This is a genomic window from Nocardioides sp. Z24_21 (assembly GCF_058134345.1).
The window spans coordinates 334,233-357,105 of the sequence record NZ_JBYTTH010000004.1 but is presented as its reverse complement, the minus strand read 5'-3'; the positions used below and the strand labels follow the sequence as shown (position 1 = coordinate 357,105).

21 protein-coding genes are annotated in these 22,873 nt (G+C 70.4%); 10 read left to right on the top strand and 11 right to left on the bottom strand.

Going from position 1 to position 22,873, the window contains the following annotated elements; translation table 11 throughout:
- The 4 genes from AC3X7Z_RS15185 to pknB are packed head-to-tail and all read left to right on the top strand — an operon-like array spanning position 1 to position 6,267.
- Positions 1-1,407, top strand: a complete 1,407-nt coding sequence (locus AC3X7Z_RS15185) for an FtsW/RodA/SpoVE family cell cycle protein (protein ID WP_489976446.1) — start codon at positions 1-3, stop codon at positions 1,405-1,407.
- A complete protein-coding gene (locus tag AC3X7Z_RS15180; RefSeq protein ID WP_186339712.1) occupies positions 1,404-2,864 on the top strand; it encodes a peptidoglycan D,D-transpeptidase FtsI family protein in 1,461 nt (486 codons plus the stop codon). Before AC3X7Z_RS15185 ends, AC3X7Z_RS15180 begins: the two co-directional genes overlap by 4 nt.
- The gene (locus tag AC3X7Z_RS15175; protein WP_489976445.1) at positions 2,861-4,438 is read left to right on the top strand and encodes a serine/threonine protein kinase; all 1,578 of its coding nucleotides are present in this window, start codon (positions 2,861-2,863) and stop codon (positions 4,436-4,438) included. Before AC3X7Z_RS15180 ends, AC3X7Z_RS15175 begins: the two co-directional genes overlap by 4 nt.
- Entirely contained in the window at positions 4,435-6,267 is a 1,833-nt protein-coding gene (pknB, locus tag AC3X7Z_RS15170) for a Stk1 family PASTA domain-containing Ser/Thr kinase (RefSeq protein ID WP_186339710.1), read from the top strand. Before AC3X7Z_RS15175 ends, pknB begins: the two co-directional genes overlap by 4 nt.
- Positions 6,268-6,316: 49 nt before the next feature.
- On the opposite strand, the gene AC3X7Z_RS15165 is transcribed toward pknB, so the two are convergent.
- Positions 6,317-7,069 carry a DUF881 domain-containing protein gene (locus tag AC3X7Z_RS15165; RefSeq protein ID WP_186339709.1) on the bottom strand — a complete coding sequence of 251 codons (753 nt, stop codon included), beginning with the start codon at positions 7,067-7,069 and terminating at the stop codon, positions 6,317-6,319.
- A 90-nt stretch (positions 7,070-7,159) separates the two neighbouring features.
- Between AC3X7Z_RS15165 and AC3X7Z_RS15160 the strand changes: the two genes are divergently transcribed.
- Complete coding sequence (locus AC3X7Z_RS15160; RefSeq protein ID WP_186339708.1) at positions 7,160-7,612, top strand: cell division protein CrgA; 453 nt, start codon at positions 7,160-7,162, stop codon at positions 7,610-7,612.
- 279 nt (positions 7,613-7,891) lie between these two features.
- Here AC3X7Z_RS15160 and AC3X7Z_RS15155 read toward each other — a convergent pair whose 3' ends face one another.
- Together AC3X7Z_RS15155 and AC3X7Z_RS15150 are read right to left on the bottom strand one after the other, a co-directional pair.
- Positions 7,892-8,836 carry a rhomboid family intramembrane serine protease gene (locus tag AC3X7Z_RS15155; protein WP_186339707.1) on the bottom strand — a complete coding sequence of 315 codons (945 nt, stop codon included), beginning with the start codon at positions 8,834-8,836 and terminating at the stop codon, positions 7,892-7,894.
- Between the two features lie 51 nt (positions 8,837-8,887).
- A complete protein-coding gene (locus tag AC3X7Z_RS15150; RefSeq protein ID WP_186339706.1) occupies positions 8,888-9,400 on the bottom strand; it encodes a peptidylprolyl isomerase in 513 nt (170 codons plus the stop codon).
- Positions 9,401-9,603: 203 nt separating this feature from the next.
- On the opposite strand from AC3X7Z_RS15150, the gene AC3X7Z_RS15145 reads away from it, so the two are divergent.
- On the top strand, positions 9,604-10,416 hold the full coding sequence (locus tag AC3X7Z_RS15145) for a hypothetical protein (protein ID WP_489976444.1): 813 nt from the start codon (positions 9,604-9,606) through the stop codon (positions 10,414-10,416).
- 117 nt (positions 10,417-10,533) lie between these two features.
- Here the strand turns inward: AC3X7Z_RS15145 and AC3X7Z_RS15140 are convergent, their stop codons facing one another.
- From AC3X7Z_RS15140 to leuE, 7 genes are all read right to left on the bottom strand, one after another.
- Positions 10,534-11,550, bottom strand: coding sequence for a 1-acyl-sn-glycerol-3-phosphate acyltransferase (locus AC3X7Z_RS15140; protein WP_489976443.1), 1,017 nt, complete (start codon positions 11,548-11,550; stop codon positions 10,534-10,536).
- Entirely contained in the window at positions 11,547-12,377 is an 831-nt protein-coding gene (locus tag AC3X7Z_RS15135; RefSeq protein WP_489976442.1) for a patatin-like phospholipase family protein, read from the bottom strand. The genes AC3X7Z_RS15140 and AC3X7Z_RS15135 overlap by 4 nt, the downstream gene beginning before the upstream one ends.
- Positions 12,378-12,396: 19 nt before the next feature.
- Entirely contained in the window at positions 12,397-12,777 is a 381-nt protein-coding gene (locus tag AC3X7Z_RS15130) for a DUF3817 domain-containing protein (RefSeq protein WP_206054463.1), read from the bottom strand.
- Between the two features lie 10 nt (positions 12,778-12,787).
- Positions 12,788-13,516, bottom strand: a complete 729-nt coding sequence (locus AC3X7Z_RS15125; protein WP_489976441.1) for an SURF1 family protein — start codon at positions 13,514-13,516, stop codon at positions 12,788-12,790.
- Between the two features lie 25 nt (positions 13,517-13,541).
- Entirely contained in the window at positions 13,542-14,735 is a 1,194-nt protein-coding gene (locus tag AC3X7Z_RS15120) for an RNA polymerase sigma factor (RefSeq protein WP_489976480.1), read from the bottom strand.
- 93 nt (positions 14,736-14,828) lie between these two features.
- Positions 14,829-15,161 carry a YciI family protein gene (locus tag AC3X7Z_RS15115; protein WP_186339701.1) on the bottom strand — a complete coding sequence of 111 codons (333 nt, stop codon included), beginning with the start codon at positions 15,159-15,161 and terminating at the stop codon, positions 14,829-14,831.
- A gap of 120 nt (positions 15,162-15,281) precedes the next feature.
- On the bottom strand, positions 15,282-15,953 hold the full coding sequence (leuE, locus tag AC3X7Z_RS15110; RefSeq protein WP_489976440.1) for a leucine efflux protein LeuE: 672 nt from the start codon (positions 15,951-15,953) through the stop codon (positions 15,282-15,284).
- A gap of 295 nt (positions 15,954-16,248) precedes the next feature.
- On the opposite strand from leuE, the gene AC3X7Z_RS15105 reads away from it, so the two are divergent.
- Entirely contained in the window at positions 16,249-17,430 is a 1,182-nt protein-coding gene (locus tag AC3X7Z_RS15105) for a tyrosine-type recombinase/integrase (RefSeq protein ID WP_489976439.1), read from the top strand.
- A gap of 948 nt (positions 17,431-18,378) precedes the next feature.
- On the opposite strand, the gene AC3X7Z_RS15100 is transcribed toward AC3X7Z_RS15105, so the two are convergent.
- Positions 18,379-19,239 carry a hypothetical protein gene (locus tag AC3X7Z_RS15100; RefSeq protein WP_489976438.1) on the bottom strand — a complete coding sequence of 287 codons (861 nt, stop codon included), beginning with the start codon at positions 19,237-19,239 and terminating at the stop codon, positions 18,379-18,381.
- An 83-nt stretch (positions 19,240-19,322) separates the two neighbouring features.
- Here AC3X7Z_RS15100 and AC3X7Z_RS15095 point away from each other — a divergent pair, with 83 nt between their 5' ends.
- The 3 genes from AC3X7Z_RS15095 to AC3X7Z_RS15085 all read left to right on the top strand — a co-directional run bounded on the left by AC3X7Z_RS15095 (position 19,323) and on the right by AC3X7Z_RS15085 (position 22,301).
- Positions 19,323-20,129 carry a hypothetical protein gene (locus tag AC3X7Z_RS15095; RefSeq protein WP_489976437.1) on the top strand — a complete coding sequence of 269 codons (807 nt, stop codon included), beginning with the start codon at positions 19,323-19,325 and terminating at the stop codon, positions 20,127-20,129.
- 128 nt (positions 20,130-20,257) lie between these two features.
- On the top strand, positions 20,258-20,824 hold the full coding sequence (locus AC3X7Z_RS15090; RefSeq protein WP_489976436.1) for a hypothetical protein: 567 nt from the start codon (positions 20,258-20,260) through the stop codon (positions 20,822-20,824).
- Positions 20,760-22,301 (top strand): protein kinase domain-containing protein, encoded by a 1,542-nt coding sequence (locus AC3X7Z_RS15085; protein ID WP_489976479.1) that lies wholly within the window; start codon positions 20,760-20,762, stop codon positions 22,299-22,301. The genes AC3X7Z_RS15090 and AC3X7Z_RS15085 overlap by 65 nt, the downstream gene beginning before the upstream one ends.
- Positions 22,302-22,873: the final 572 nt, after the last annotated feature.

Sequence of the window (22,873 nt, the reverse complement as noted above, 5' to 3'; positions counted from 1 at the left end):
ATGAGTCAGACCGGGACCCTGATGGGCTTCGTGCACCGGCGACGCCGGGGTGCGGAGCTGTTCCTGCTCGTGCTGGCGCTGGTGGTGGGCATCGGCGCCTACGCGGCCGTGGGCCTCGGTGTCGAGGGCGTCGTGCCCGCCGACCTCGTCGGCTACGGTGGCTGGCTGACCGCGCTGATCGTCGGGGCCCACATCACCGTGCGCCTGGTCGCGCCCTACGCCGACCCGGTGCTGCTGCCGCTCGTCGCTGCCCTCAACGGGCTCGGGCTCGCGGTGATCCACCGCCTCGACCTCACCTACGAGGCGCTGGGGCGCCCCAACTTCACCTTCGCGCGCCAGCAGCTGATCTGGATGACGCTGGGCGTCGCGCTCTTCGTCGCCACGCTCGTGCTCCTGCGCGACCACCGGGTGCTGCAGCGCTTCACCTACACCGCCGGCCTGCTCGGCATCGTGCTGCTGATCCTGCCCTTCCTGCCCGTCATCGGCAGTGGCAAGAACGGCGCCAACATCTGGATCAACGTGGCCGGCTTCAGCTTCCAGCCCGGCGAGGTCGCCAAGGTGCTGCTGGTGATCACCTTCGCCGGCTACCTCGTGCTGCACCGCGACGCCCTCGCGCTCGCGGGGCGGCGGGTGGTGTTCATCGACCTGCCGCGCGGGCGCGACCTGGGCCCGGTCCTGGCGATGTTCGGCGTCTCGATGATGATCCTGGTGCTGCAGAACGACCTCGGCTCCTCGCTCCTCTTCTTCGGCCTGTTCCTGGTGATGCTCTACGTCGCCACCGAGCGGCCCGGGTGGCTCGTGGTGGGCGGGCTGATGTTCGCCGTCGGCGCGCTCGCGGCCTACACGTTCGTCGGCAACGTGCAGAACCGCTTCAACTTCTGGCTGCACCCGATGGACTACTACGAGTCCTCGCCGGGCAGCTACCAGCCGGTCGAGGCGATGTTCGGCATGGGCTGGGGCGGCCTCATCGGCCGCGGCCTGGGCAACGGCTTCCCCGAGCGGATCACCTACGCCGAGTCCGACTACATCGTCGCCGCGATCGGTGAGGAGCTCGGCCTGACCGCCGTCATGGCGGTCATCCTCTGCTACGGCCTCATCGTGGAGCGCGCGCTGCGCACCGCGCTGATCTCGCGCGACGGCTTCGGCAAGCTGCTGGCCGTCGGCCTCGGTGCGATCGTCGCGCTCCAGGTCTTCGTCGTCGTCGGCGGCGTCACCGGCCTGATCCCGCTGACCGGCCTCACCACCCCGTTCCTGTCCTACGGAGGCTCCTCGCTGGTGGCCAACTGGGTCCTGATCGCGCTGCTGCTGCGCATCTCCGACCAGGCCCGCCGTCCCGCCCCGCGCCTCGACCCGGCGGACGACGCCGGCGCCGACAGCGAGAGCACGCAGGTGGTGAGGCTGCGGTGAACAAGCCCATCCGGGTCTTCTCGGTCTTCTGCCTGGTCCTGTTCCTCGCGCTGCTCGTCAACGCGACCTACCTGATGTACGTCCGCGCCGACAGCCTGTCCGACGACCCGCGCAACCGCCGGATCATCACCGCGGCGTTCTCCCGCGAGCGGGGCGCGATCCTCGTCGGCAAGGACGCGATCGCGCGCAGCGTGCCCTCCGACGACAAGTACAAGTTCCAGCGCACCTACTCCCAGCCGTTCAAGTACGCCCCCATCACCGGCTACTTCTCGTGGTACGGCCAGACCGGGGTCGAGCGCTCCCAGAACGCCGTGCTCGCCGGCGACGACTCGCGCCTGTTCGTCACCCGCCTCGTCGACATGCTGAGCAACACCGACCCCAAGGGCGGCAACGTCCAGCTCACCGTCAACCCGGCGGCCCAGGACGCCGCCTGGACCGGCCTGGAGAACCTCCCCGGCGACGCGCAGGGCGCCGTGGTGGCGCTCGAGCCCACGACGGGCCGGGTCCTGGCGATGGCGTCCACCCCGACCTTCGACCCCAACAACTTCGCCTCCCACGACTTCGGCGCGGTCGCCGAGCTCAGCGAGGAGCTCAACGCCGACCCGCGCGAGCCGCTGGTCAACCGCGCGATCGGCACGACGCTGCCGCCGGGGTCGACGTTCAAGCTCGTCACCGCCGCCGCTGCGATCGAGTCGGGCAACTACGACGCCGACTCGCAGGTGCCGGGCGGCTTCCGGTTCAAGCTGCCGCAGTCCACCACGACCGTCGGCAACTACGACGGCGGCAACTGCGGCGGGCGCCGGATCACCCTGACGCAGGCGCTGCAGGTCTCCTGCAACGTCACCTTCCTCAGCCTCGCCAACGAGCTCGGGGTCGAGGCGATGGCCGACCAGGCCGAGGCGTTCGGCTTCAACTCCACGTCGCTGGAGGACCTCGGCGGGCAGGCCGAGTCGCTCTACCCGCGCGACATGGACCCGCCGCAGACCGCCCTGTCCGGCATCGGCCAGTCCAACGTCACCGCGACGCCGCTGCAGATGGCGATGGTCGCCGCGGCGATCGCCAACGACGGCGACGTGATGCGCCCCTACGTCGTCGACGAGGTGCGCGCGCCCAACCTGTCGGTCCTCGACCGCACCGACCCGCAGAGCATCAGCAAGGCCGTCTCCAGCACCACCGCCGACGAGCTGACCAAGATGCTCGTCGCCACCGTCGAGTCGGGCACCGCGACCCCCGCGCAGATCCCGGGCGTGGAGGTGGCCGGCAAGACCGGCACCGCCCAGTCCACGGCGGACCGCCCGCCCTACGCGTGGTTCGTCTCCTTCGCCCCCGCCAACGACCCCAAGGTCGCCGTCGCGGTGCTCGTGCAGTCGAGCGACACCTCCCGCTCCGAGATCGGAGGCGGCCGCCTCGGCGGCCCGATCGCCAAGTCGATCATGGAGGCGGTGATCACCCGATGACCGTGCTCGCCCCGGGTGGCCACGTCGACGACGCCCACCGCTACGTCCTCGAGTCGCGCATCGCCACCGGCGGCATGGGCGAGGTGTGGTCGGCGCGCGACACCGTGCTCGACCGCGCCGTCGCGGTCAAGGTGCTCAAGGCCGAGTACGCCGACGACCCGCTGTTCCGCAGCCGCTTCGAGACCGAGGCCCGCAACGCAGCCGCGCTGCACCACCCCGGCATCGCGTCGGTCTTCGACTACGGCCAGGGCGCGCCCGGCGACGGCTCCGGCACCCCGCGCCCCTACCTGGTGATGGAGCTCGTCGACGGCCAGCCGCTGTCGGCGCTGCTGCGCCCGGGCGCGCCGCTCGACCCCGCCGCCACCCAGGACCTGCTGGCCCAGGCGGCCGACGCCCTCGGCGCCGCCCACGCGGCCGGCATCGTGCACCGCGACGTCAAGCCCGCCAACCTCATCGTGACGCCCGACCGGCGGATCAAGGTCACCGACTTCGGCATCGCCCGCGCCGCCGAGGGCATGGCGCTCACCCAGACCGGCGAGGTGATGGGCACGCCCGCCTACATCTCCCCCGAGCAGGCCGAGGGCGAGACCGCCACGGCCGCGTCCGACGTCTACTCCCTCGGCGTCGTCGCCTTCGAGTGCCTCGCCGGCCGCAAGCCGTTCGTCGCCGACACCCCGGTCGCCACCGCGATCGCCCACGTGCGCCGCCCGGTGCCGGACCTGCCCGACACCGTGCCCGCCGACCTCGCCGCGGTCGTACGCCGCTCGCTGGCCAAGTCGCCCGGCGACCGCTTCCCCGACGGCACGGCCTTCGCCCGCGCGCTGCGCTCCCCCGCCTCCTACGCCGGCTCCTCCCCCGCGACCTCCTCCGACGCCTCGACGCCCGACGAGGACGCCACCGTCGTGGCGCCCGTCGCCGCCCCCGACCCTGACCGCGACCCGGCCAGCGACGTCGCGGCCACCCGGGTCGCCCCGGCCGCACCGCCGCCGGCCCCCACGCCCGCCGAGCCCGCGCCCACCCCCGGGAGCCGACGCACGACGCCGTGGCCGACGATCGTCGGGATCGTCGCGGTGGTGCTGGCCCTGCTGGTCGCGTTCTGGCTCGGCACCCGCGACGACGACTCGCCGTCGCCCACCGACGAGCAGACGACCTCGGGCGACCGGTCCCCCTCGCAGCAGCCCAGCGACTCCCCGAGCGAGCAGTCCGAGTCGCCCACCAAGTCGCCCACCCGGACCCCGAGCCCGTCGCCCAGCGAGACGGAGTCGGAGACCCCGACCGAGACGCCCACCGAGACGCCCACCGAGACGCCCACCGAGACCGAGGCCCCCACGGTCGAGGTCGACCCGGGCGCCTACGTCGGCCGCGACCACGGCGACGTCGAGCAGGAGCTGCGCGACCTCGGCCTCGAGCCGGTGCCCGTGGAGCTGGACAACCCCGGGGAGCAGCCGGAGGGCACCGTGGAGTCGGTCGAGCCGAGCGGCACGCTGCAGGAGGGCGACCGGGTCACGGTCAGCTACTGGGGCGCGGCCGCTGCCGGCCAACAGAAGGACGACGAAGGGAACGACGAGGGATGACGCAGCCGGAGCCGACGCTGATCGGCGGCCGCTACGAGCTCGGTGAGCTCCTGGGCCGAGGCGGCATGGCCGAGGTGCGCAAGGGCAAGGACCGCCGCCTGGGCCGCACCGTGGCGATCAAGCGCCTGCGCACCGACCTCGCCAGCGACCCGACGTTCCAGGCACGGTTCCGCCGGGAGGCGCAGTCGTCGGCGTCGCTCAACCACCCCGCGATCGTGGCGACCTACGACACCGGCGAGGAGATGGCCACCGACGGGTCGGGCGTCGCGCAGCCCTACATCGTGATGGAGTGCGTCGAGGGGCGCACGCTGCGCGAGATCCTGCGCGAGGGCCGCAAGATCCTGCCGGAGCGGGCGCTGGAGATCACCGCGGGCGTGCTGTCGGCGCTCGACTACAGCCACCGCGCGGGGATCATCCACCGCGACATCAAGCCGGGCAACGTGATGCTCACGCCGTCCGGCGACGTCAAGGTGATGGACTTCGGCATCGCCCGCGCGATGTCCGACGCGTCGTCGACGATGACCCAGACGGCCGCCGTGGTCGGCACCGCGCAGTACCTCTCCCCCGAGCAGGCCCGCGGCGAGACGGTCGACTCGCGCTCCGACGTCTACTCCACCGGCTGCCTGCTCTACGAGCTCCTCACCGGCAGGCCGCCGTTCGTCGGCGACAGCCCGGTGGCGGTCGCCTACCAGCACGTGCGCGAGCCGGCGGCCCCGCCGTCCGACCTCGACGACCAGCTCGACCCCGAGATCGACGCCATCGTGATGAAGGCGCTCGCCAAGCGCGTCGAGGACCGCTACCAGAGCGCCGCCGCGATGCGCGCCGACATCGAGCGCTATCTCTCCGGCCACCCGATCCAGGCACCGGCCGTCGCGCCGGCCACGGCCGAGACGGCCTACGTCCCGCCGGCCCCGCCGGCCGACGCGACCTCCACGATGGCGGCCTCCCCGCCCCCAGGGCGCGACGAGCGGGGCCGCGGCCGGGCCGCGTGGTGGGTGCTCGGAGGGATCCTCGTCGTCGCGCTGCTCGCCGGTGGCGCCTACCTGGTCAACGGGATGCTCTTCGACGACGCACCGGAGCGGAAGCCCGTGCCCAACATCGTCGGCCTCACCGAGGACGAGGCGCGCATCGCCATCGGCGACGCGGGCTTCAGCGTGGGTCGCATCACCCGCGAGACCTCCGAGACCGTCCCGGCCGACACCGTGATCCAGCAGGACCCCAACCGCGACGTGTTCGCCGACCCCGACACCTCCGTCGACTTCGTGCTGTCGCTGGGCAAGCCCGAGGTGGAGGTGCCGTTCGTGGTGGGCACGCTCCGCAAGGAGGCACGCGCCGCGATGCTGGCGCAGAACCTCAAGGTGCGCTTCCAGGAGGAGGACTCCGACGAGCCGCGCTTCCAGGTGCTGCGCACCGAGCCGCCCGCCGGCACTGCCGTGGCCGAGGGCACCACGGTGACCCTGGTGTTCTCCGACGGGCCCGAGCAGGTGCCCGACGTCCGCGGGCTGCCGCAGCGCCGGGCCGAGCGGCAGATCACCGAGGCCGGCTTCGTGCCGAGCGTGCGCATCGACGCCTCGTCGACCGAGCCCAAGGGGACGGTCGTCGACCAGATCCCCGCCGGCGGCACGGCCGACCAGGGCAGCACCGTGACGCTCTTCGTCTCCGACTACGAGGAGCCGGTCGAGACGCCGACCGAGACCCCCGACACCGAGACGCCGACGCCCACGGAGACCCCGACGACGGAGCCCCCCACCGAGACCCCGGAGCCGCCGACCGAGACGCCCGACGGCCGTCCTGCGGCGCAACGCCCCGAGGCACCGCGGCGCGACTGAGCACCGCGACCCGGAGCGCGGGACGTACGCCGGCTGCCGGGCCGGTCGGCTACTCCTGCATCGGGGTGGCGTAGGTGAGGTCGAGCAGCCCCTCGTAGGCCGGCGCGACGGCCGCGTCGAGGGCAGCCATGTCCCAGGTGACGCCGCCGCCGGGGATCGCGGTGTAGTCGCGGTAGATCCCCAGGATCGGGTCGGTGGTCAGCTGGGCCTGCATCGCAGCCGGGTCGCCGATGCCGACGATGACGTAGGGCGGGGAGTAGGGGATGCCGTGCAGCGTCACCTGGTTGCCCTCGCACTTGATGCCCGTGGTCGAGATCAGGCGCTGGCCCTGGATGGTGACGGCGACGGCCCCGGCGTTCCACATGGCGTTGGCGACCGCCTGGATGTCCTGCTGGTGCACGACGAGGTCGTTGGGGTCGCCCTCGTAGGAGGCGCGCGCCTCCTCGGAGGCGTCGTCGAGGGTGACCCGCACCGCCGGTCCGGCCCTCTCCGTCAGCCCGGCGGGGTCGACCAGCGTGGCGATCTCGTCCTGGACGCGGCCGACCGAGCGGTCGCCGAGCTCGGCGCTGAGCGCCTCGACCTCCGTGTTGAGCGCGGCCGCCCGGGCGGTCAGCTCGGCCGCCTCGTCGCGCTCGGCGCGGACGACGGAGGCCAGGTCGGTGAGGCGCCCGCCGCGCAGGTCGAAGCCGTCGGCCTGCTCGGCGCTCACGGCGAACAGCGCCCCGCTGAGCAGCACGACCACCGGGGTCGCCACGCGCCACGCGCGCCGGCGCCCGGGGGACGACTGGGGCGGGGGCGGCATGCCGACTACGCTAACCCCCCGTCGGGCGCCTGCCGCCCGCGCCCGGCGTTCCCACTCGCCGCGACCCGCACACCAGCCCCAGGAGAAGCAGTGTCGAAGTCCCCCACGATCACCTCTGCGGAGAAGACCTCGCTCTTCACCCCCAGGTTCCTGATCGCCCTGCTCCTCGTCGTCGTCGGCATCGCGTGGCTGGTCTTCTACTACGTCGAGGGTCGCGGCAACCCGACCGCGTTCCCCCCGGTCGAGGGCAGCCCGAAGGCGATCGCCGACCTCGGCAAGTGGAACTACGCGATCGGCTTCGGCCTGCTGATGCTCGGCTTGATGATCTCCGCCCACCCCTCGACCCCGCTCGGCCGCGGCCGGGGCGTCGTGGTCGGCATGCTGGGCTGCTTCCTGGTGGGCCTGCTGTGGATCTGCACGTTCTACGTCTTCTCCGACGACCTCTCCAAGCTGTGGATCCTCAACGACCTCGGCCAGTGGAACCTCGTCGTCGGCATCGCCTTCATGGCGGTCGGGTTCAGCTTCGCGACCAAGTGGGAGTAGGTTCTCCCCTGGCCCGGTGATCCGGGCCCCACGGCATCCGTCGCCTCGAGCGGTGGGTGAGGCGCCTTCCTGGGGAAGGGGAGGCGTCTCTCCCACCGCTCGAGTCGTTGTCGGGTCCGCCCGGTTCTCCACACTGTGGAGAACCTCTGTGGAGAATTACATCGGTGTAGTTATCCACAGGTGTGTGCACACCTGTGCACGACCGACCGTCCCGCGCCCGCACGCAGACGGCCCCCGCCACCGTCGTACGACGAGGTGGCGGGGGCCGGAGGCCGGCGCTCAGGTGAAGGAGGCGGCCCGGGCGAGCGAGACCGCGACGAGGGCGACGGCGAGGATGCCGAGCCCGGTCCACTGCACGAGCGAGCGGTGTGACTTCGGCGCGTAGGCGATGATCGCGGCGGCCGCGATGCCGCCGAGGAGGCCGCCGAGGTGTCCCTGCCAGGAGATCATCCGCCAGCCGACGACCGTGATCACGACGCCGAGCACGAGGTTCTGCACGAGCCACTGGGAGTTGAGCCGCGCCTTGCGGGCCGTGACGAGCAGCGCACCCAGCAGCCCGAAGATCGCGCCCGAGGCACCGACCGTCGAGCCGTACTCGAAGCTCAGCCACATCACCATCGCCGAGGAGGCGAGCCCGCTGACGAGGTAGACCGCGAGGAAGCGGCTGCGCCCGACGATGCCCTCGAGCGTCGGGCCGAGGATGAACACCGCGAACATGTTGAGCGCCACGTGCCAGATCTCGACGTGGGTGAAGACGCTGGTGATCAGCTGCCACCAGGCGCCGTCGGCCACCCCCGGCACCTCCCGCGCGACGGCGCTGGTGCACGCCGGGTGGGTCTGGTCGTAGATGTAGCCGTCGCCGGGCGCGCAGTAGCCGTCGGGCCGCAGCGCCAGCAGGTCGACCAGCCGGGAGCGGCTGCCGCCGGTGACCGCGATCGCGAGCCAGACGAGCGCGTTGATGCCGATGATGACGTACGACGTCAGCCGCGGGTCGGCGCTGCGCTCGCCGCCGTACAGGGCGCGGTTCTGGCGCGAGCCCTGGGCGGCCTGCTTGACGCAGTCGGGGCACTGGAAGCCCACGGCGGCGTCGCGCATGCAGTCGGGACAGATCGGCCGTTCGCACCGCTGGCAGCGGATCCAGGTCTCGCGGTCGGGGTGCCGGTAGCAGGTGGGCACCCCGGCCGCGGACTGGTCCGCAGCCGGCCCCTGGGGCGGCTCCGTCATGGCTGGGTCATGGCTGGGTCGTGTCTCGCGTCGCGGGCGGCGGCGGGCGGGTCAGCGCTCGATGACGACCGACTCGATGACCACCGGCTCCTGCGGGCGGTCCATCGCGCCGGTGGGCGTGGTGGCGATCGCGTCGACCACGTCGCGGCTGGCCTGGTCGGCCACCTCGCCGAAGATCGTGTGCTTGCGATTGAGCCACGGGGTCGCGGCCACGGTGATGAAGAACTGCGAGCCGTTGGTGCCCGGGCCGGCGTTGGCCATGGCGAGCAGGTAGGGCTTGTCGAAGACCAGCTCGGGGTGGATCTCGTCCTTGAACGTGTAGCCCGGGCCGCCGGTGCCCGTGCCGAGCGGGCAACCGCCCTGGATCATGAAGCCGTCGATGACGCGGTGGAAGCCGAGCCCGTCGTAGTACCTCTCACCCGACCGGCCGGCGTCGTCGCGGTAGTCCTTGGTGCCCTCGGCGAGGCCGATGAAGTTCTCGACGGTCTCGGGCGCGTGGTGGGGGAACAGGTTGACGACGATGTCGCCCCGGTTGGTCTTGAAGATCGCCTTGGGGTCGGCCATGGAAGTGCCTCTCAGCTGTGGGTCTGGTCCTTCTGTGGTGGCACGGCAGTCGGCTGCCGCCCGACTCGATCCTGCCACGACGGGCCCATCCGACGACGAGGCGGGCGACCCCTGACAGTGCGCGTTCCCGCCCACCCGGCCGGGGCTGGTCGCCTCAGGGTCCCCGTGGTGAGATGGACCCACACTGACAGAGGAGGTCACGCATGCCTTTCGGCCGCAAGAAGTCCCTGATGGACCGCGCGCACGACTACGTGGAGCAGCTCTCGGAGACCGTCAACGACACCGTCATCCCCCAGCTGGAGTCGACCTGGGAGCAGGCGATGGACAAGGCCGGGCCCGCGCTGGCCGAAGCGCGCGAGAAGGCCCAGCCGCTGGTCGAGGAGGGACGCACCCGCGCGAGCGAGGCGGCCGCCGCCGGCGCCGCGCTGGCCGCCGTGAAGGCCGCCGAGGCGCGGGAGAAGGCCGGCCCGCTGCTCGCCGAGGCCAAGGTGAGCGCTGCCGAGAAGGCGGCCGCCGCCGCGACGCTCGCCGCCGAGCGCGCCGCCGAGGGACGCGACCTGGCGATTGCGAAGGTCAACGAGCTGCGCGGCGTGGAGCCCGAGCCCAAGGGCGGCAAGCTGAAGAAGCTGCTGCTCGTCAGCGGGCTGCTCGCCGTCGGCGGCTTCGTCTTCAGCAAGCTGCGCGCCAAGAAGGACGCCGACGCCAACTGGCAGTCGACCTACGTGCCGCCCGCTCCGCCGAAGCCGGCCTCGACCACGATGGCGTCCCCGCCGCCGACGCCCGCCTCCCCGGCGAGCACGTCGGCCGCCCCCGGTGGCGACCCGCTCACCGACCCGCTGCCCGACGACGTCACGGCTGACGACGTGGTGACCGCCGAGCCCCCCGCGACCGACGACGTCGGCGGCGGCGCCCCGGGCGAGGCGATCAGCGACTCGGTCGAGGAGGCGCACAGCCCCTCCGACCCCGACAGCCCTGCCGAGGTCATCGACATCGACGACGTGCCCAGGAAGGGCTGACACCCAGCCACACCAGCGCCGCACGGGCGGTGCGTGAGCGGAGCCTCCGACCCGGGGGAGCCGCCCCACGCACCGCCCGTACGCGTCTCCGGAGCCGGGAGGCTCGGACCGGCCGGCTCAGACCGGCTCGGGGCGGTTGTCCTCGATCCAGTCGTCGATGCGCTCCCACCAGTGGTAGAGCCACTCGATGCGCGCGTCGCGGTCGGCCGGGATCTCCTCGCGCGCGACCCGCCACCAGCGCATGGTGATCTGCTTGTCCATCGGCAGCTCGCGCCAGACGTCGGCGACGGTGAGCATGTGGTCGAGCCCGGTGTGGGCCACCATCAGCACGTCGGCCTCGGGTGCGGCCTCCAGCGCCGCCAGCACGCCGCCGGGCCGCGGGGCGAGCACGTGGGTCATCTCCTCCGCGCGCACCGCCATCCGCTCCAGCCCGAGCCGGCGCAGCCGGGCGATGGCGCGGTCGCGGCGGGCGGGGGTGAAGTTGCCGCCCTCGGGGAAGATCACGAACGCGTCGTTGACGTCGAGGCCCGGGGCGAGCGAGGAGATCTGCGACTCGAGGTCCTCGCCGGCGACCGGGTCGGGCGAGATGAAGCGCGCCGGGACCCGGTTGAGGATCACGTCGATGGCGGGGTCCCAGGCGAGGGTGTTCTTCAGCACCACCCGCGGCTCGCGGTGGTACCAGTGCAGCAGGGCGTACATGAGGATGAACGAGTCGCCGGGCCCGGCGTGGCGACACATCACCAGCACCGGGGCGTCGGGCCAGCGCGACGGGTGCGGCCCGTCGGTGCGGATGCGCAGCGCCAGCACCCGCCGGGCCTCGCGGAAGAACACGATGAGCGTGCCCTGCACGAGGTCGTAGTGGATCCCCGAGAAGTAGGGCGAGCGGATCCGCCAGCCGAAGCCGCTGGCCAGCCACAGCCCGAGCAGCACGGCGAGCAGCAGCGTCTCGAACGTGAGGTAGAGCAGCGCCAGCCAGAGCACGCGCAGCGCCCGCCACCGTCCCGGCAGCGCGGGCGAGAGCACGGCCGCCACCAGCAGCCACCCCGGCAGCGTCACCCACATGAGGACCGTCAGGCCGATCACGGCCGGGGCCACGACCAGACGGCGCAGCGCCCAGACGAGGGGGCGCCTCACGACGCGCCGAGCTCGGCGTCGAGGTAGGCCCGCGAGGCGGCGTACGTGGCGTCGATGCGCGCCTGGACGCGGGAGAAGTCGCGGTGGGCGAGCAGCGAGTCGTCGCGCGGCGAGGTGCCGCCCGCCGGCAGCACGTGCGCCTCGACGCCCTCGGGGATGGTGGCCATGTCGCGCGTGAAGCGGTGCCGGCGGGCCACCTCGAAGCTCACCCGGGCGACCTCCCACGGCCGGGTCGGCACGCGCAGCGGCCGGTCGATGCGGCCCACCTGGAGCACGAAGACGCGCGTCGCGCCGAGCTCGACGGCCCGGCCGACCGGGATGGAGTTGACCAGCCCGCCGTCGAGGAAGTGCTCGCCGTCGACCTCCGCGGGCGGCAGCAGGCCGGGCACGGCGGCACTGGCGAGGATCGCGGGCACGAGGGGGCCGCTGGTGAACCAGTGCTCGGCGGCCCGCTCGATGCTGGCGGCGCACACCTCGAGGTGGACGGGCAGGTCCTCGAAGCGGAGGTCGCCGAGCTCCTCCTCGAGCCGCGCGCGCAGCGGCTCCGAGGAGTAGATGTGGGTGCCGCTGGAGACGGCCCGCCGCACGGTGCGCAGCGGGCGGTCGCCGTAGACGTCGCGCCCGCGCGCGGTGGCCGCCCACAGCTCGGTCAGCCGGTCGACGACCGCCGGCTCGGGGCGCCTGGCCACCATCGCGCCGTTGAGGGCGCCGACGCTGGTGCCGAGGACCAGGTCGGGGACGATGCCGCGCTCGAGCAGCGCGCGCAGCATGCCGACCTCGACCGCGCCGAGGACGCCGCCGCCGCCGAGCACGAACGCGGTGACCATGGCACGACCCTAGTGAGGATCAGGCGATCTCGGGGTGCTCGGCGCGCACCCGCTGGGTGGCGCGGTGCTCGGCCCAGAACGACAGCACGGGGATCGTGCCGCACACGAGCGTCACCAGGGTGAACGGCAGGTCCCACCCGGCGCGACGCGAGAGCAGGAACGCGCTGAAGAGGAAGATCATGTAGAGCCAGCCGTGGGCCACGCCGAGGTAGGTGGTGATCAGCTCGCCGACGTGCTGGGCGTCGGAGCCGGGGGTGACCCAGGCGGGCGTGCTGTCGAACAGGCCCCACATGGGGGAGCCGTCGAAGTTGGCCAGCGGGACGCCGACCAGGCAGAGCACCACGAGCAGGACCCCCACGATGGAGGCCATGACGCGGTAGACGGTGAGGTTGCGGGACACGGCGGTCAACCTATCCAGCGCTCGGTGAGCGCATCTCGGGAGCGGTGGCGTCGCGGCGCCAGCGCCACCAGATGTAGGCGGCGAAGGCACCGAAGACCCACCACTCGGCGGCGTACAGGAGATTGCGGATGCCGGTCGAGCGGCTCGGCGAGGGCAGCGACTCGAGCTCGGCCTCCTCGAGCCCGGGGCCGGGCTCGTCGCTGATGATGAAGGCGGACCAGAGGTCGACGTCGACGCGCTGGACGGCGTCGGCGACGCGGATCTCGGGGAAGACGTCGTCGTCGGGGTCGTCGTCGGTGACGACCGTCGCCTCGGGCGCCTGCAGCCACCCGGTCACGTCGGCCTCGCCGGACACGGCGAGCAGGTCGGGGTCGGGCTCGGGCGCCCACCCGCGGACGACGAGCACGGCGGCGTCGCCGGTCTGCAGCGGCGCGACGGCCCAGTAGCCGGGCTCGCCGGACCCCTCGCGGTCGGCGACCCAGAAGCCGCCGTCGAGCCACCGGCCCGACACCTCGACCGGGCGGCCGAGGTCGGAGGCGCGGAACGGGTCGTCGTTGCCCATCACGTCGGTCAGCGGCACCGGCGCGACGTCGGTCAGGTCGCGTGCCTCGGCGACGCGGTCTGCCTCGAAGGCGTCGTACTGCCACTTGCCGAGCATCCCGGCGATCCCCACCAGCACCAGCGCCAACGCCGCAGCCGCGACGTCGATCAACAGGCTGGGTCGGCGGGGGGCGGTCACGGCCTCGATTGTCCCAGCCGTCCGGTCACCCTCCCGCGGCGCCTGCCAGCTCGTCCCGCCTGCGAGTGAGGTACGCCATCTCGGCGCGATTGCCGGCCAGCTCGATCGCCCGGTCGTAGGCCTCCCGCGCCTCCGCGCTGCGGCCCATCCGGCGCAGCAGGTCGGCGCGGGCGGCGTGGAGGGCGTGGTAGCCGGCGAGCGCCCCGGCCACGGCCTCGACCTCGGCGAGGGCGACGTGCGGGCCGTCGAGCTCGGCGAGCGCGATCGCCCGGTTGAGCCTGACGATCGGCGAGGGGTCGAGGCGGGCGAGCTGGTCGTAGAGCGCCACGACCTGCGACCAGTCGGTGTCGCGGGCGTCGGCGGCGTCGGTGTGCACGGCGTTGACGGCGGCCAGGAGCTGGTAGCGCCCGGGCGGGCGACCCGACGCGAGCCGCTCCCGCACGAGGGCGTGCCCCTCCTCGACGAGCGCCCGGTCCCACCCGCCGCGGTCCTGGCGGTCGAGGGGGACCAGCTCCCCGCCGGCCGAGACCCGCGCCTCACGGCGAGCCTCGATGAGCAGCATGAGGGCGAGCAGCCCGGCCACCTCGCCGTCGTCGGGCAGCAGCTCGCGCACCAGCCGCGTCAGCCGGATCGCCTCCCCCGTGAGCTCGGCGCGCACCGGCTCGGCGTCGGCGGTGGTGGCGAGGTAGCCCTCGTTGAAGACGAGGTAGAGCACCGCCAGCACCCCGTCGACCCGGGCGGGCAGGTCGGCGGCGTCCGGCACCCGCCACGGGATGCGCGCGGCGCGGACCTTGCCCTTGGCGCGGGTGATCCGCTGGGCCACCGTCGTCTCCTGCACGAGGAAGGCGCGCGCGATCTCCGCGACGGTGAGCCCGCCCACCAGGCGCAGGGTGAGGGCGACGCGCGCCTCCGGAGCGAGCGCGGGGTGCGCGCAGGTGAACAGGAGCCGGAGTCGCTCGTCCGCGACGGCGCCCGTGGGCTCCGGGGGATCGGAGAGCTGGTCGGACAACATGTGGGCCTGCCTCTGCTTGGCCTCGCGCCTGCCCTCGCGGCGCAGGCGGTCGAGCGCCTTGTTGCCGGCCGTCGTGGTCAGCCACGCGCCCGGGCTGGGTGGTACGCCGTCGGCGCGCCACCGCTCGACGGCGGTCGCGAACGCCTCGGCGGCGGCCTCCTCCGCGACGTCGAGGTCGCCGAAGCGCCGCGCGAGGGCGGCCACCACCCGGGCCCACTCGTCCTGGTGGACCCGGGCGAGGACGCCGTCGGGGTCGTCGCCGCGGCCGGAGTCAGGGTCGACGTCGGGCGGCGTCACGGATCAGGCGACGCCGCCGAAGGGGCGGACCTCGACCTTGCGGTGGCAGGCGCGCGAGGCGTCGGCCGACAGCGCGAGGGCCACGTCGAGGTCGTCGGCGGTGAGCACCCAGAAGCCGGCGAGGAACTCCTTGGACTCCACGAACGGTCCGTCGCTGAACACCGGCTCGCCGTCGCGGCTGTCCGTCACGGTGGCGTCGTCGGGACCGGTCAGGCCGCCGGCGAAGACCCAGCGGCCCTCGGCCCGCAACCGGTCGTTGAACGCGTCGATCGCGCCGGGCGCGGAGTCGTCGGCGGGGTTGTCGGTGTCGCCGATGACGCTGAGGAGGTAGTGCATGTCGTTCTCCTGTGCTCGGTGGCCGCCCCTGTCGGGCGGCCTCTCACCCCTACCACGAACGACGTGGCCGGGATACGACAGCGGGCGCCGACGAGTTCTCTGGTCGGGTGCGCGGCGGCGTCAGGCGGAGGCGAGGGCGAGCTTGACGGCGAACCCGACGAACACCGCGCCGACGGCCGACGTGGCGCCCGCCGACAGCGCCCGGCGACGGCGGAACGCGGCAGCGAGGTGGTTGCCGGCGAAGATCAGCACGCTGAGGTAGGTCGCGCTGGCGAGCGTCGCCAGCGAGCCGAGCACGAAGAACGACACCACCGGGTGGGGGTAGGCGGGGTCGACGAACTGCACGAAGAACGCGACGAAGAACAAGATGGCCTTGGGGTTGAGCAGGCTGATCACCAGCGCGCGGCGGTAGGGCCGCTCGCCCCGGCCCTGCGGCTCGACGCCGGCCTCCTGCGCCGCGTCGGCGATCTGCTCGGCGACGGGCACGCGCGAGCGCCACGTCGTCCACCCGGTGCGGAGCATCCCGATCGCCAGCCACAGCAGGTAGGACGCACCGGCCCACTTCACCACCGCGAACGCCGCCGGGTTGGCCTGGAGCACCGAGGCGACCCCCGCGGCCGACAGCGTCATCAGCACCGCGTCCCCGGTCCACACGCCCGCCGCGCCGGCGTACCCGCTCCGCACCCCGCGACGCGCGGCGACGGAGAGGATGTAGATCGAGTTCGGCCCCGGCAGCAGGATGATGAGGATGAGCCCGACGAGGTAGGTCGGGAGGTCGGTGACGCCCAGCACGGCACCAGTGTGCGACCTGGCCGGCGGTCGCGCCCAGCGGATTCCGCGCGGTGGAAGCGACGTCACACCGGGCTGCGCGCAGTCCCGGCTGGAGGGTCTGGTCTGGTGGAGCCTAGGGGACTCGAACCCCTAACCCCCTGCTTGCAAATTACGCTAAAGCAGGGGGTTGACTTCGCTGACCTGCGAAAATGCGAGACCGTGGGGGACAAATAGGCCCTTTAGAGGACCTGCTTTCCCCCACCAGTCCCCCACTGAAAGGTCCCGCACCAGCGCGTTATGGGGTTAGGGTATCAAGATGGCACGGCGACGAGGGTTCGGCGAGGTGGAGCGGCGGCGCAGCGCCGCCGGCGTCGTCACCTACCGCGCGCGTTACGCGATGCCCGACGGATCGCGCCACTCCCGCACCCTCACGACCAAGATGGACGCCGAGGCGTGGCTCGCCGCCGAGCGAACGCTGGTCGATCGTGACGAGTGGATTCCCCCGAAGGCGAGGCAGGTCGCCCAGGAGCAACGCCGTCGCGAGGCCGCCCACAACACCGTCGCCGGGTTCGCCGAGCGGTACTTGGCCGATCGGGGGCTGAGGCCCAACACGATCAGGACCTACCGGCAGCTCCTCAACACGCGGATCCTCCCGTACTTCGAGGAGATGCCGCTTATCGACGTCAGCCTAACGGAGATCAAGCAGTGGAGAGCCTCGCTCAACCCGGACGCCGAGGCCGCCAACGCCGCGGCGTACCGCCTGCTGAGGGCGTTGCTTCAGGCCGCTGAGGAGGAGGAGTTGATCGAGCGGGCGCCACCGAGGATCCGTGGCGCGGGGTCTGCTCCGGTGAGGCGGGTCGCCGTACCGGCGACCTTGGACGAGATCGCGACGATCATCGAGGAGATGCCCGATCGGTTGAAGCTCCTGATCGTCCTGGCTGCGTTCGTCGGCCTACGTCAGGGCGAGCTGCTGGAACTGCGGCGCTCCGATGTGGACCACAGGTCTGGGTGGATCCATGTCGCCCGCAAGATCGACAAGGACGTCATTGCGGGAGCGAGAGGCGCCTGCCCGAGCTGTGGTCGGGCGATCAGCGCGCCCAAGACGACCAGCAGTGTCCGCACGGTGCACGTTCCGCCGCCGTTCCTCCCGATGCTTCAGGAGCACCTGATTGAGTATGCTGAGCGTGGCCCGACCGGCCTGCTGTTCCCGGGCGACCGCACCGACCACATGAGCGTGCGCTATCTGATGGACCGCTATCGCCCGGCCCGGGAGGCGGCGGGGCGTCCCGACCTCACGATCCACCACCTGCGACATACCGCGCTGACGTTGGCGGGTCAGCACGGCGCCACTGCGGCCGAGCTCCAGGCGCGTGCCGGCCACGCCTCGCAAGCCGCGATGGCGATCTACCAACACGCCACCCTCGACCGCGACCGGTCTCTCGCCGAGAAGATCGGCGCGACGTACGACGCGTGGCGAGAGAGCCGACCGAAGTCGTAGGGACGTCCATCTGGCGGCTGACCCTTGGTGGGTCCATTCGCCCACTAAGACGCGCCTTGGTTGGCACTTGACGACGCGATCAGGCGCCGCGTCCGGGATGTTGATCACCGTCCGGGCCACCCCCACCGTGGTAGACAAGTTCGAGAGGCGCACACTTTTATGCGACTGCAGTACGGGACAACCTGGCGTCGCGGAGTGACACCGTTACGGCGATAGGACGCTGGCTATGGGCGCGGATACTGACATTGCACTCACCTGACCGCACCGACGCTGGTGACGGGTGGGCCTAGGGCGTCGGTGGCGAGCTGCCACGCGACCAACGAGGCCCAGATGGTGCCGCGCCGCGGTCGGGACAGGGCGCGCTTGACCTCCTGTACAGACAGGGCTGGGGTCCTCCGGCTGGCCCGACGTCTAGGTAGTTGCGTGGGTGCAGTCGAATATGCCGGTCAGTTCTACGGGGCTGGGCGTCCCGGGGGCTCAAGAGTTCGCACCGACTACGCACCCGGCGTCATGCTGCCGACTTGGCCGGCGGTATTCGCACCCGTGTTAAACGGTGGCGGAGCGAGGGCGAACGTATAAGACGACGCAGTTGAAGAGTTCCCAAGTGAGGGCGGCGTTGTCTGGGTCGACGAGCCAGCTGGTTGGGCTTGGTAACGACGAACGCGGGTCGGGATCCTTGGCTCCAGATGACGGGACGGCTTGAACCATCACGTCAAGGACGATGGGAGCGCCGGGCATGCTGAACGTAAAGGTGTGCGCGTGTGCGTCGGCAAGGTCTGCGACCGCGATCCTGGGGTTGCTTTGCGCAGCCGAAACTGGTTGCCCACGAATGAAGTTGAGGACGTGAGTGCTCAGAGCCGGACTGTTTACGTTGACGATGCGCAGGTGCCACTCGTCGACGGGGTTCCCGCCATTGTTTGCGACGATACCGTTGCCCACCGGTGGACCTCAGGCGACGACGGTGTCGGTGGGCGCGTCGATAGCGACGGTTTCGTCGGCTTCGGTGGAGGCCCAACCCCCAAGCGTTTCGACCACTTGCGACGTCCAGGTGAGGGCGTCACGCGGACGGTCATTGACGGTGTGTAGGCGCGCTAATTCGACCTTCGACCGGGCGACCCTAGTCAAGACATAGTTGTCTTGTTCTCTGGCGAACCGTGTGACCAGTAGTTGGAACATTTCGGCCGCTGCGGGTAGGTCGTCTGTCTGTTCAAGAGCGAGGCCGTGGATGAGCATGGCGTCGCTGAGGATGCGTCTATCTAGGTCAGCGGTCGTGGCTACCACTTCGTCTAGGAGTTCGCTACTCGCCGGTGAGTTGACCTTCAACTGCGCGAAAGCATAGGACGGCTGACGTTCCAAAGTTGCTGAGTCCGCCGCATCAGCTAGGCGGGCGGCTTCGGCTGCGAGTGCTTCGGGAGTGGCGTCTGGGTTCGCTTGTTCGAAATGTGCGAGTTGGCGGTCCTGCTCGATGGCTTGTTCGACGGTGAGTGACGGTTCGTAGGACCGCAGCAGTCCAGCAACGTGCCCGTTGCGTGTCAGAAGTGAGAACCGGCCTTCTTCAGCGTCGCGGATCGCTTGGGATGGTGACCCCTGATTGAGGTCGGTTGCGCTGACTTCGGGCAGCGCGTCCGGTGCTTGGATGGCGAACGCGGCTAGTTGGGGTGCGTGCTGGTGCAGTGATGGGGGCTCGATGGCGGCGACGACGCGGCCGTGCCGGGAGATCAGGACACGACGCTTCTTAGTGAGCGCATCGAAGACGTTGGTGGCTTCGTCCTTGAGGCGTGAGATTGAGATTGGTCCGTAGTCGTTCATCGCTTGCCCTATCCCTAACATCGTAGGTACTTGTACAGGGTAACGCACTTGCCTCAACGGCGGTAACCCTAGAGGATGAGGGTATGTCAGTCTACGATGGCGGAACCGCGGCGTACCGTGACACCACGAAGTGGTTGGTGGCGTTCGTGCCCATCGGCACCCTTATCGCTGCAAGCGCGCTTGTGGGCCCCGAGCTCAGGACAGGACTGGCGACGGCTCCAACGCTGTGTGCGTGGGTGTCCGACAACGGCGACCTAGCGTTGGCATGGCTGTTCGTCGTGTTGGGCATCGGCTCGACGTTGTTTTTTGGGGCCAAGGTACTCAGTGTTGCGCCGAAGGACTTGGGCGCCATCCAGGACCCGAAGTTCGCAGGTCAGCTCGCGAAGGCCATTGGCGCCGGCGTGACGGCACCGGAGTTCCTGGACAAGAACTCGTTCGATCACGCGATGGGCGAGCTCAACGTCGCGATGACCGGGGACGCGGTGCTAGCACCCGACGACCCCCGATTGACGCGTTTGCGGGCACCCATCGAGTCGCTGCGACAGTGGTCGATGTTCCACGACGTACAGACCAAGTTCCGAAATTTCTGCATCTGTTTCGTGCTCAGCGTTGCTGTCATCAGCGGTGCTGTCATCTACTCGGCCGCGCAGCTGCAGACGAGTCCGCCCATCGAAGCCCCGGTTCCAGTGACGGTCAGCCTCAGTGATGCCGGCGCGCGTGACTTGCAGGCCGAGACGGGATGCGACAGCGCTGACCAAACCAGCTACACGGCCGTAGCGGGAAGTTGGCAGTATCCGCTGTTGGCAGTCGACGGGCCCGGTTGTTCGTTCGCCGCGACATGGACGCCACGCGCGGGTCAAGCGGAGGTCGTCCCCGTCCCTGCCCCATGACCCGCCGAGACTTCGCCACCGAAAGTCGTCACCACCACAACAACTGGGCGGCGACCCTCTCGCCCGGCGTTCGCTGCGCCTCGCGAGCATCACTCTGCATGCTGAACTTTGAAACTAGGACACGACCAATGGTTGACCAGCAGCAAATTCTTGACGCGTTCCGAGTGCTCCTGCACAGAGACGGTGAGTGGCCCACCTGGGACACCGCAGATCGTTATCTCGACCGCGAGTTGGGAGTCGACGATCCGTGGGCGGTTGTGTCGTCAATCGACCGGACGCTGCTGTGGGGCGTCCGTGGGGTCGAACCAAGCGACGACCAGCGCGTCGGCCTGAGTATTAGCGGACTGTCACAGTGTCCCGCTGCTCGTGAGGATGTGGGCCTGTTCGTTCAGAGCGTCCGCATGGCTGCCGACCTGGAACGGGAGAGCGAGACCCCTGTAGTTCTCACGCCACAGTTGTTCGTGGACGGCCTCCGAATCCCGGCTGCAGGAAGAGATGAGCTCCTCGCCAGGCAGCCGGCGATCTGGTACACCACACCCTTGTGGTCGAGCATGGGATCAGGGAACGGTCCTGTCGGATGGAAGATCACCGTCGCTCGCAAACAGATTCGCCGGATGCGTGACGTGGTTGATGTCGACGACTACTTGCATTTGCTTCTTCCGCCTGCACCTACAGTCCCGGGCCAGCGCAGGTGAGCCTGGCCTGGACGCAGCTCAGGTGATGGCGTTGAGGGGCGATTCGGGTGGAACGTATGAAGTTCGACTTGATGAGCCGTTAGGTGCTGGTAGTCAGGGCGCTGTCTTCGCGGCGAGTGGTGAGGCGGGCGGCGCGGCTTTGGCCGTGAAGCGCATGACTTTGCGCGGCTTTGATGAGAGCAAGTGGGTCCGCGATAGCCGCTACGCCGAACGCGAGGAACAAGTCGGTCGGCACCTTACTGAGCGCCGCGCAGGGCATGTGCTCCCGTTGCTGGACACCGCGTTGGAGAACGACGCTTACTACCTTGTGTACCCGCGCGCGGAGCACAGCCTCGCTGACTACATCCACCGGGCGTCCGCTGAAACAGGTGGCCTCGCCTCGATTGATGCACGTGACATCGCACTCCAGCTCGCGAAGGGTGTCGCCGAACTGGACCACCACCAGGTGGTGCATCGAGACCTCAAGCCGAGCAACGCCCTGTTGTACGACGGACGTTGGGTCTGGGGCGACCTTGCCGCAGCTCGCCTGCTCGCGGAGGCGACGAGTACGTACACGCTGAACCAGATGGGGACACCGGCTTACCAGGCGCCAGAAGTTACCTCCGGGAACGACCCGACCGTGAGGTCAGACGTCTACTCACTCGGATGTACGTGCTATGCCGTCGCGACGGTCATCCGCCATTCTTGGGCACCGACGTCGCGGCTCAACACCGCAACCGCTGAACCCGATCTCGAGCAGATCGCTGACGAGCAGTTGGCTCAAGCCATCAGGTTCATGATGGCCAAAGACCCAGGTTCACGTCCCACTGCGCAGTGGGTAGTCGAGTTCCTCTCCGTCAACGTGAGCGATGCCGGCGACGCCGGCTTGCGGTCGCTGGCGGATGGTGCCTTGGCGCGGCAGGCGGTCCGGTCGGCGGCTGAAGCAGCGGCTGCTCGCCGCGCCCAGTGCGCAGCAGATGCGCTCGCTCGGTTTGACCACATATGGGCCAGTCCCGTGCGGTTGGTTAGCCGGGCGGCGCCTGGCGTGCAATCCGTGCGAGACGAATCAGTGTGGATTCTGACGTTCGCGGACACACGGCTGATGGCACAAATCTTTGAACCAGCCGACCGTTGTGCGGCTGTCCAACTCGGCGTCGTTTCGGTCCACACTGAGTCAGATGGGCCGCTGCAATATCAGAACGTCGCCAACATCGCCGCTTGGCCGGACGTCAACGGTGACCCTCAGTGGCGGCTGCTGATGATGGTTCGCAACGACATGGCTGTCAACCGGTTCGAGGTCTCATCAGCGCTTTCTGACGGGCTCGGTGCTGTGAGTTTCATGGACCTCGAACAAGTGCTCGCGCAACGTGAAATCAGAGTCACAGCTGCCTCAGCAACAGTCCGAAAGGAGACCGACCTGACGGCTGAGTCACTTCGAGACCTGTTCACTGCAGAGGCAGCCGCACTGCACGCCCACTCGGACATCACAGGCGGTTAGGTCGTACTGACGGGCGCGCCCCGATGACCGTCCAGCCGGCTGCGCCCTGATGGGCCGCGGGTCACATTCAACGAGGCGCCGGCCGACCAGAGTATTCAACGTGGCGCTCTCTCGGGTGTCGGTGGTCGTGCGTACGTTGCGTGTATGCATCTAGAGACAACACGGTTCACTGGCTCACGGGTTGAAGTGAAGCCAGGCGCTCGTGAACGATTCCATTCAAACTTGGAGAAGCTGGCGTTCAGTTTTTGGGCGGTGTGCGACTCCGTTAAGCCTGAGAGTTGGCATGGGGAGGTCAGGTTCGGGTCGACCACGGTGCTTGTCACAGAAGCGACGGGAGATGAGGTCGCAGCGGGTCGTCTCGCGGAGAAGGCGCTAGAGGCAAAGGTTGTGGCGCTCTTTGGTGGGACCTCAACTTAGGCCACCGGGAGGCCACCGGGAGGCCACCGGGAGGCCACCGGGAGGCCACCGGGAGGCCACCGGGAGGCCACCTTTGCGTCCAGAGAGCGATGTCGGTTCTGCAACTCACACTGTGGAATCCGTCATGGCAGACCACCGAACCCCGGCACCGTGTC

Bases quoted from the DNA above. Each gene is read 5' to 3' on its own strand.
- AC3X7Z_RS15185 (WP_489976446.1), top strand. From the start codon at position 1: ATGAGTCAGACCGGGACCCTGATGGGCTTCGTGCACCGGCGACGCCGG.
- AC3X7Z_RS15175 (WP_489976445.1), top strand. From the start codon at position 2,861: ATGACCGTGCTCGCCCCGGGTGGCCACGTCGACGACGCCCACCGCTAC.
- pknB (WP_186339710.1), top strand. From the start codon at position 4,435: ATGACGCAGCCGGAGCCGACGCTGATCGGCGGCCGCTACGAGCTCGGT.
- AC3X7Z_RS15165 (WP_186339709.1), bottom strand. From the start codon at position 7,069: ATGCCGCCCCCGCCCCAGTCGTCCCCCGGGCGCCGGCGCGCGTGGCGC.
- AC3X7Z_RS15155 (WP_186339707.1), bottom strand. From the start codon at position 8,836: ATGACGGAGCCGCCCCAGGGGCCGGCTGCGGACCAGTCCGCGGCCGGG.
- AC3X7Z_RS15150 (WP_186339706.1), bottom strand. From the start codon at position 9,400: ATGGCCGACCCCAAGGCGATCTTCAAGACCAACCGGGGCGACATCGTC.
- AC3X7Z_RS15145 (WP_489976444.1), top strand. From the start codon at position 9,604: ATGCCTTTCGGCCGCAAGAAGTCCCTGATGGACCGCGCGCACGACTAC.
- AC3X7Z_RS15135 (WP_489976442.1), bottom strand. From the start codon at position 12,377: ATGGTCACCGCGTTCGTGCTCGGCGGCGGCGGCGTCCTCGGCGCGGTC.
- AC3X7Z_RS15115 (WP_186339701.1), bottom strand. From the start codon at position 15,161: ATGCACTACCTCCTCAGCGTCATCGGCGACACCGACAACCCCGCCGAC.
- AC3X7Z_RS15105 (WP_489976439.1), top strand. From the start codon at position 16,249: ATGGCACGGCGACGAGGGTTCGGCGAGGTGGAGCGGCGGCGCAGCGCC.
- AC3X7Z_RS15100 (WP_489976438.1), bottom strand. From the start codon at position 19,239: ATGAACGACTACGGACCAATCTCAATCTCACGCCTCAAGGACGAAGCC.
- AC3X7Z_RS15095 (WP_489976437.1), top strand. From the start codon at position 19,323: ATGTCAGTCTACGATGGCGGAACCGCGGCGTACCGTGACACCACGAAG.
- AC3X7Z_RS15090 (WP_489976436.1), top strand. From the start codon at position 20,258: ATGGTTGACCAGCAGCAAATTCTTGACGCGTTCCGAGTGCTCCTGCAC.
- AC3X7Z_RS15085 (WP_489976479.1), top strand. From the start codon at position 20,760: ATGTCGACGACTACTTGCATTTGCTTCTTCCGCCTGCACCTACAGTCC.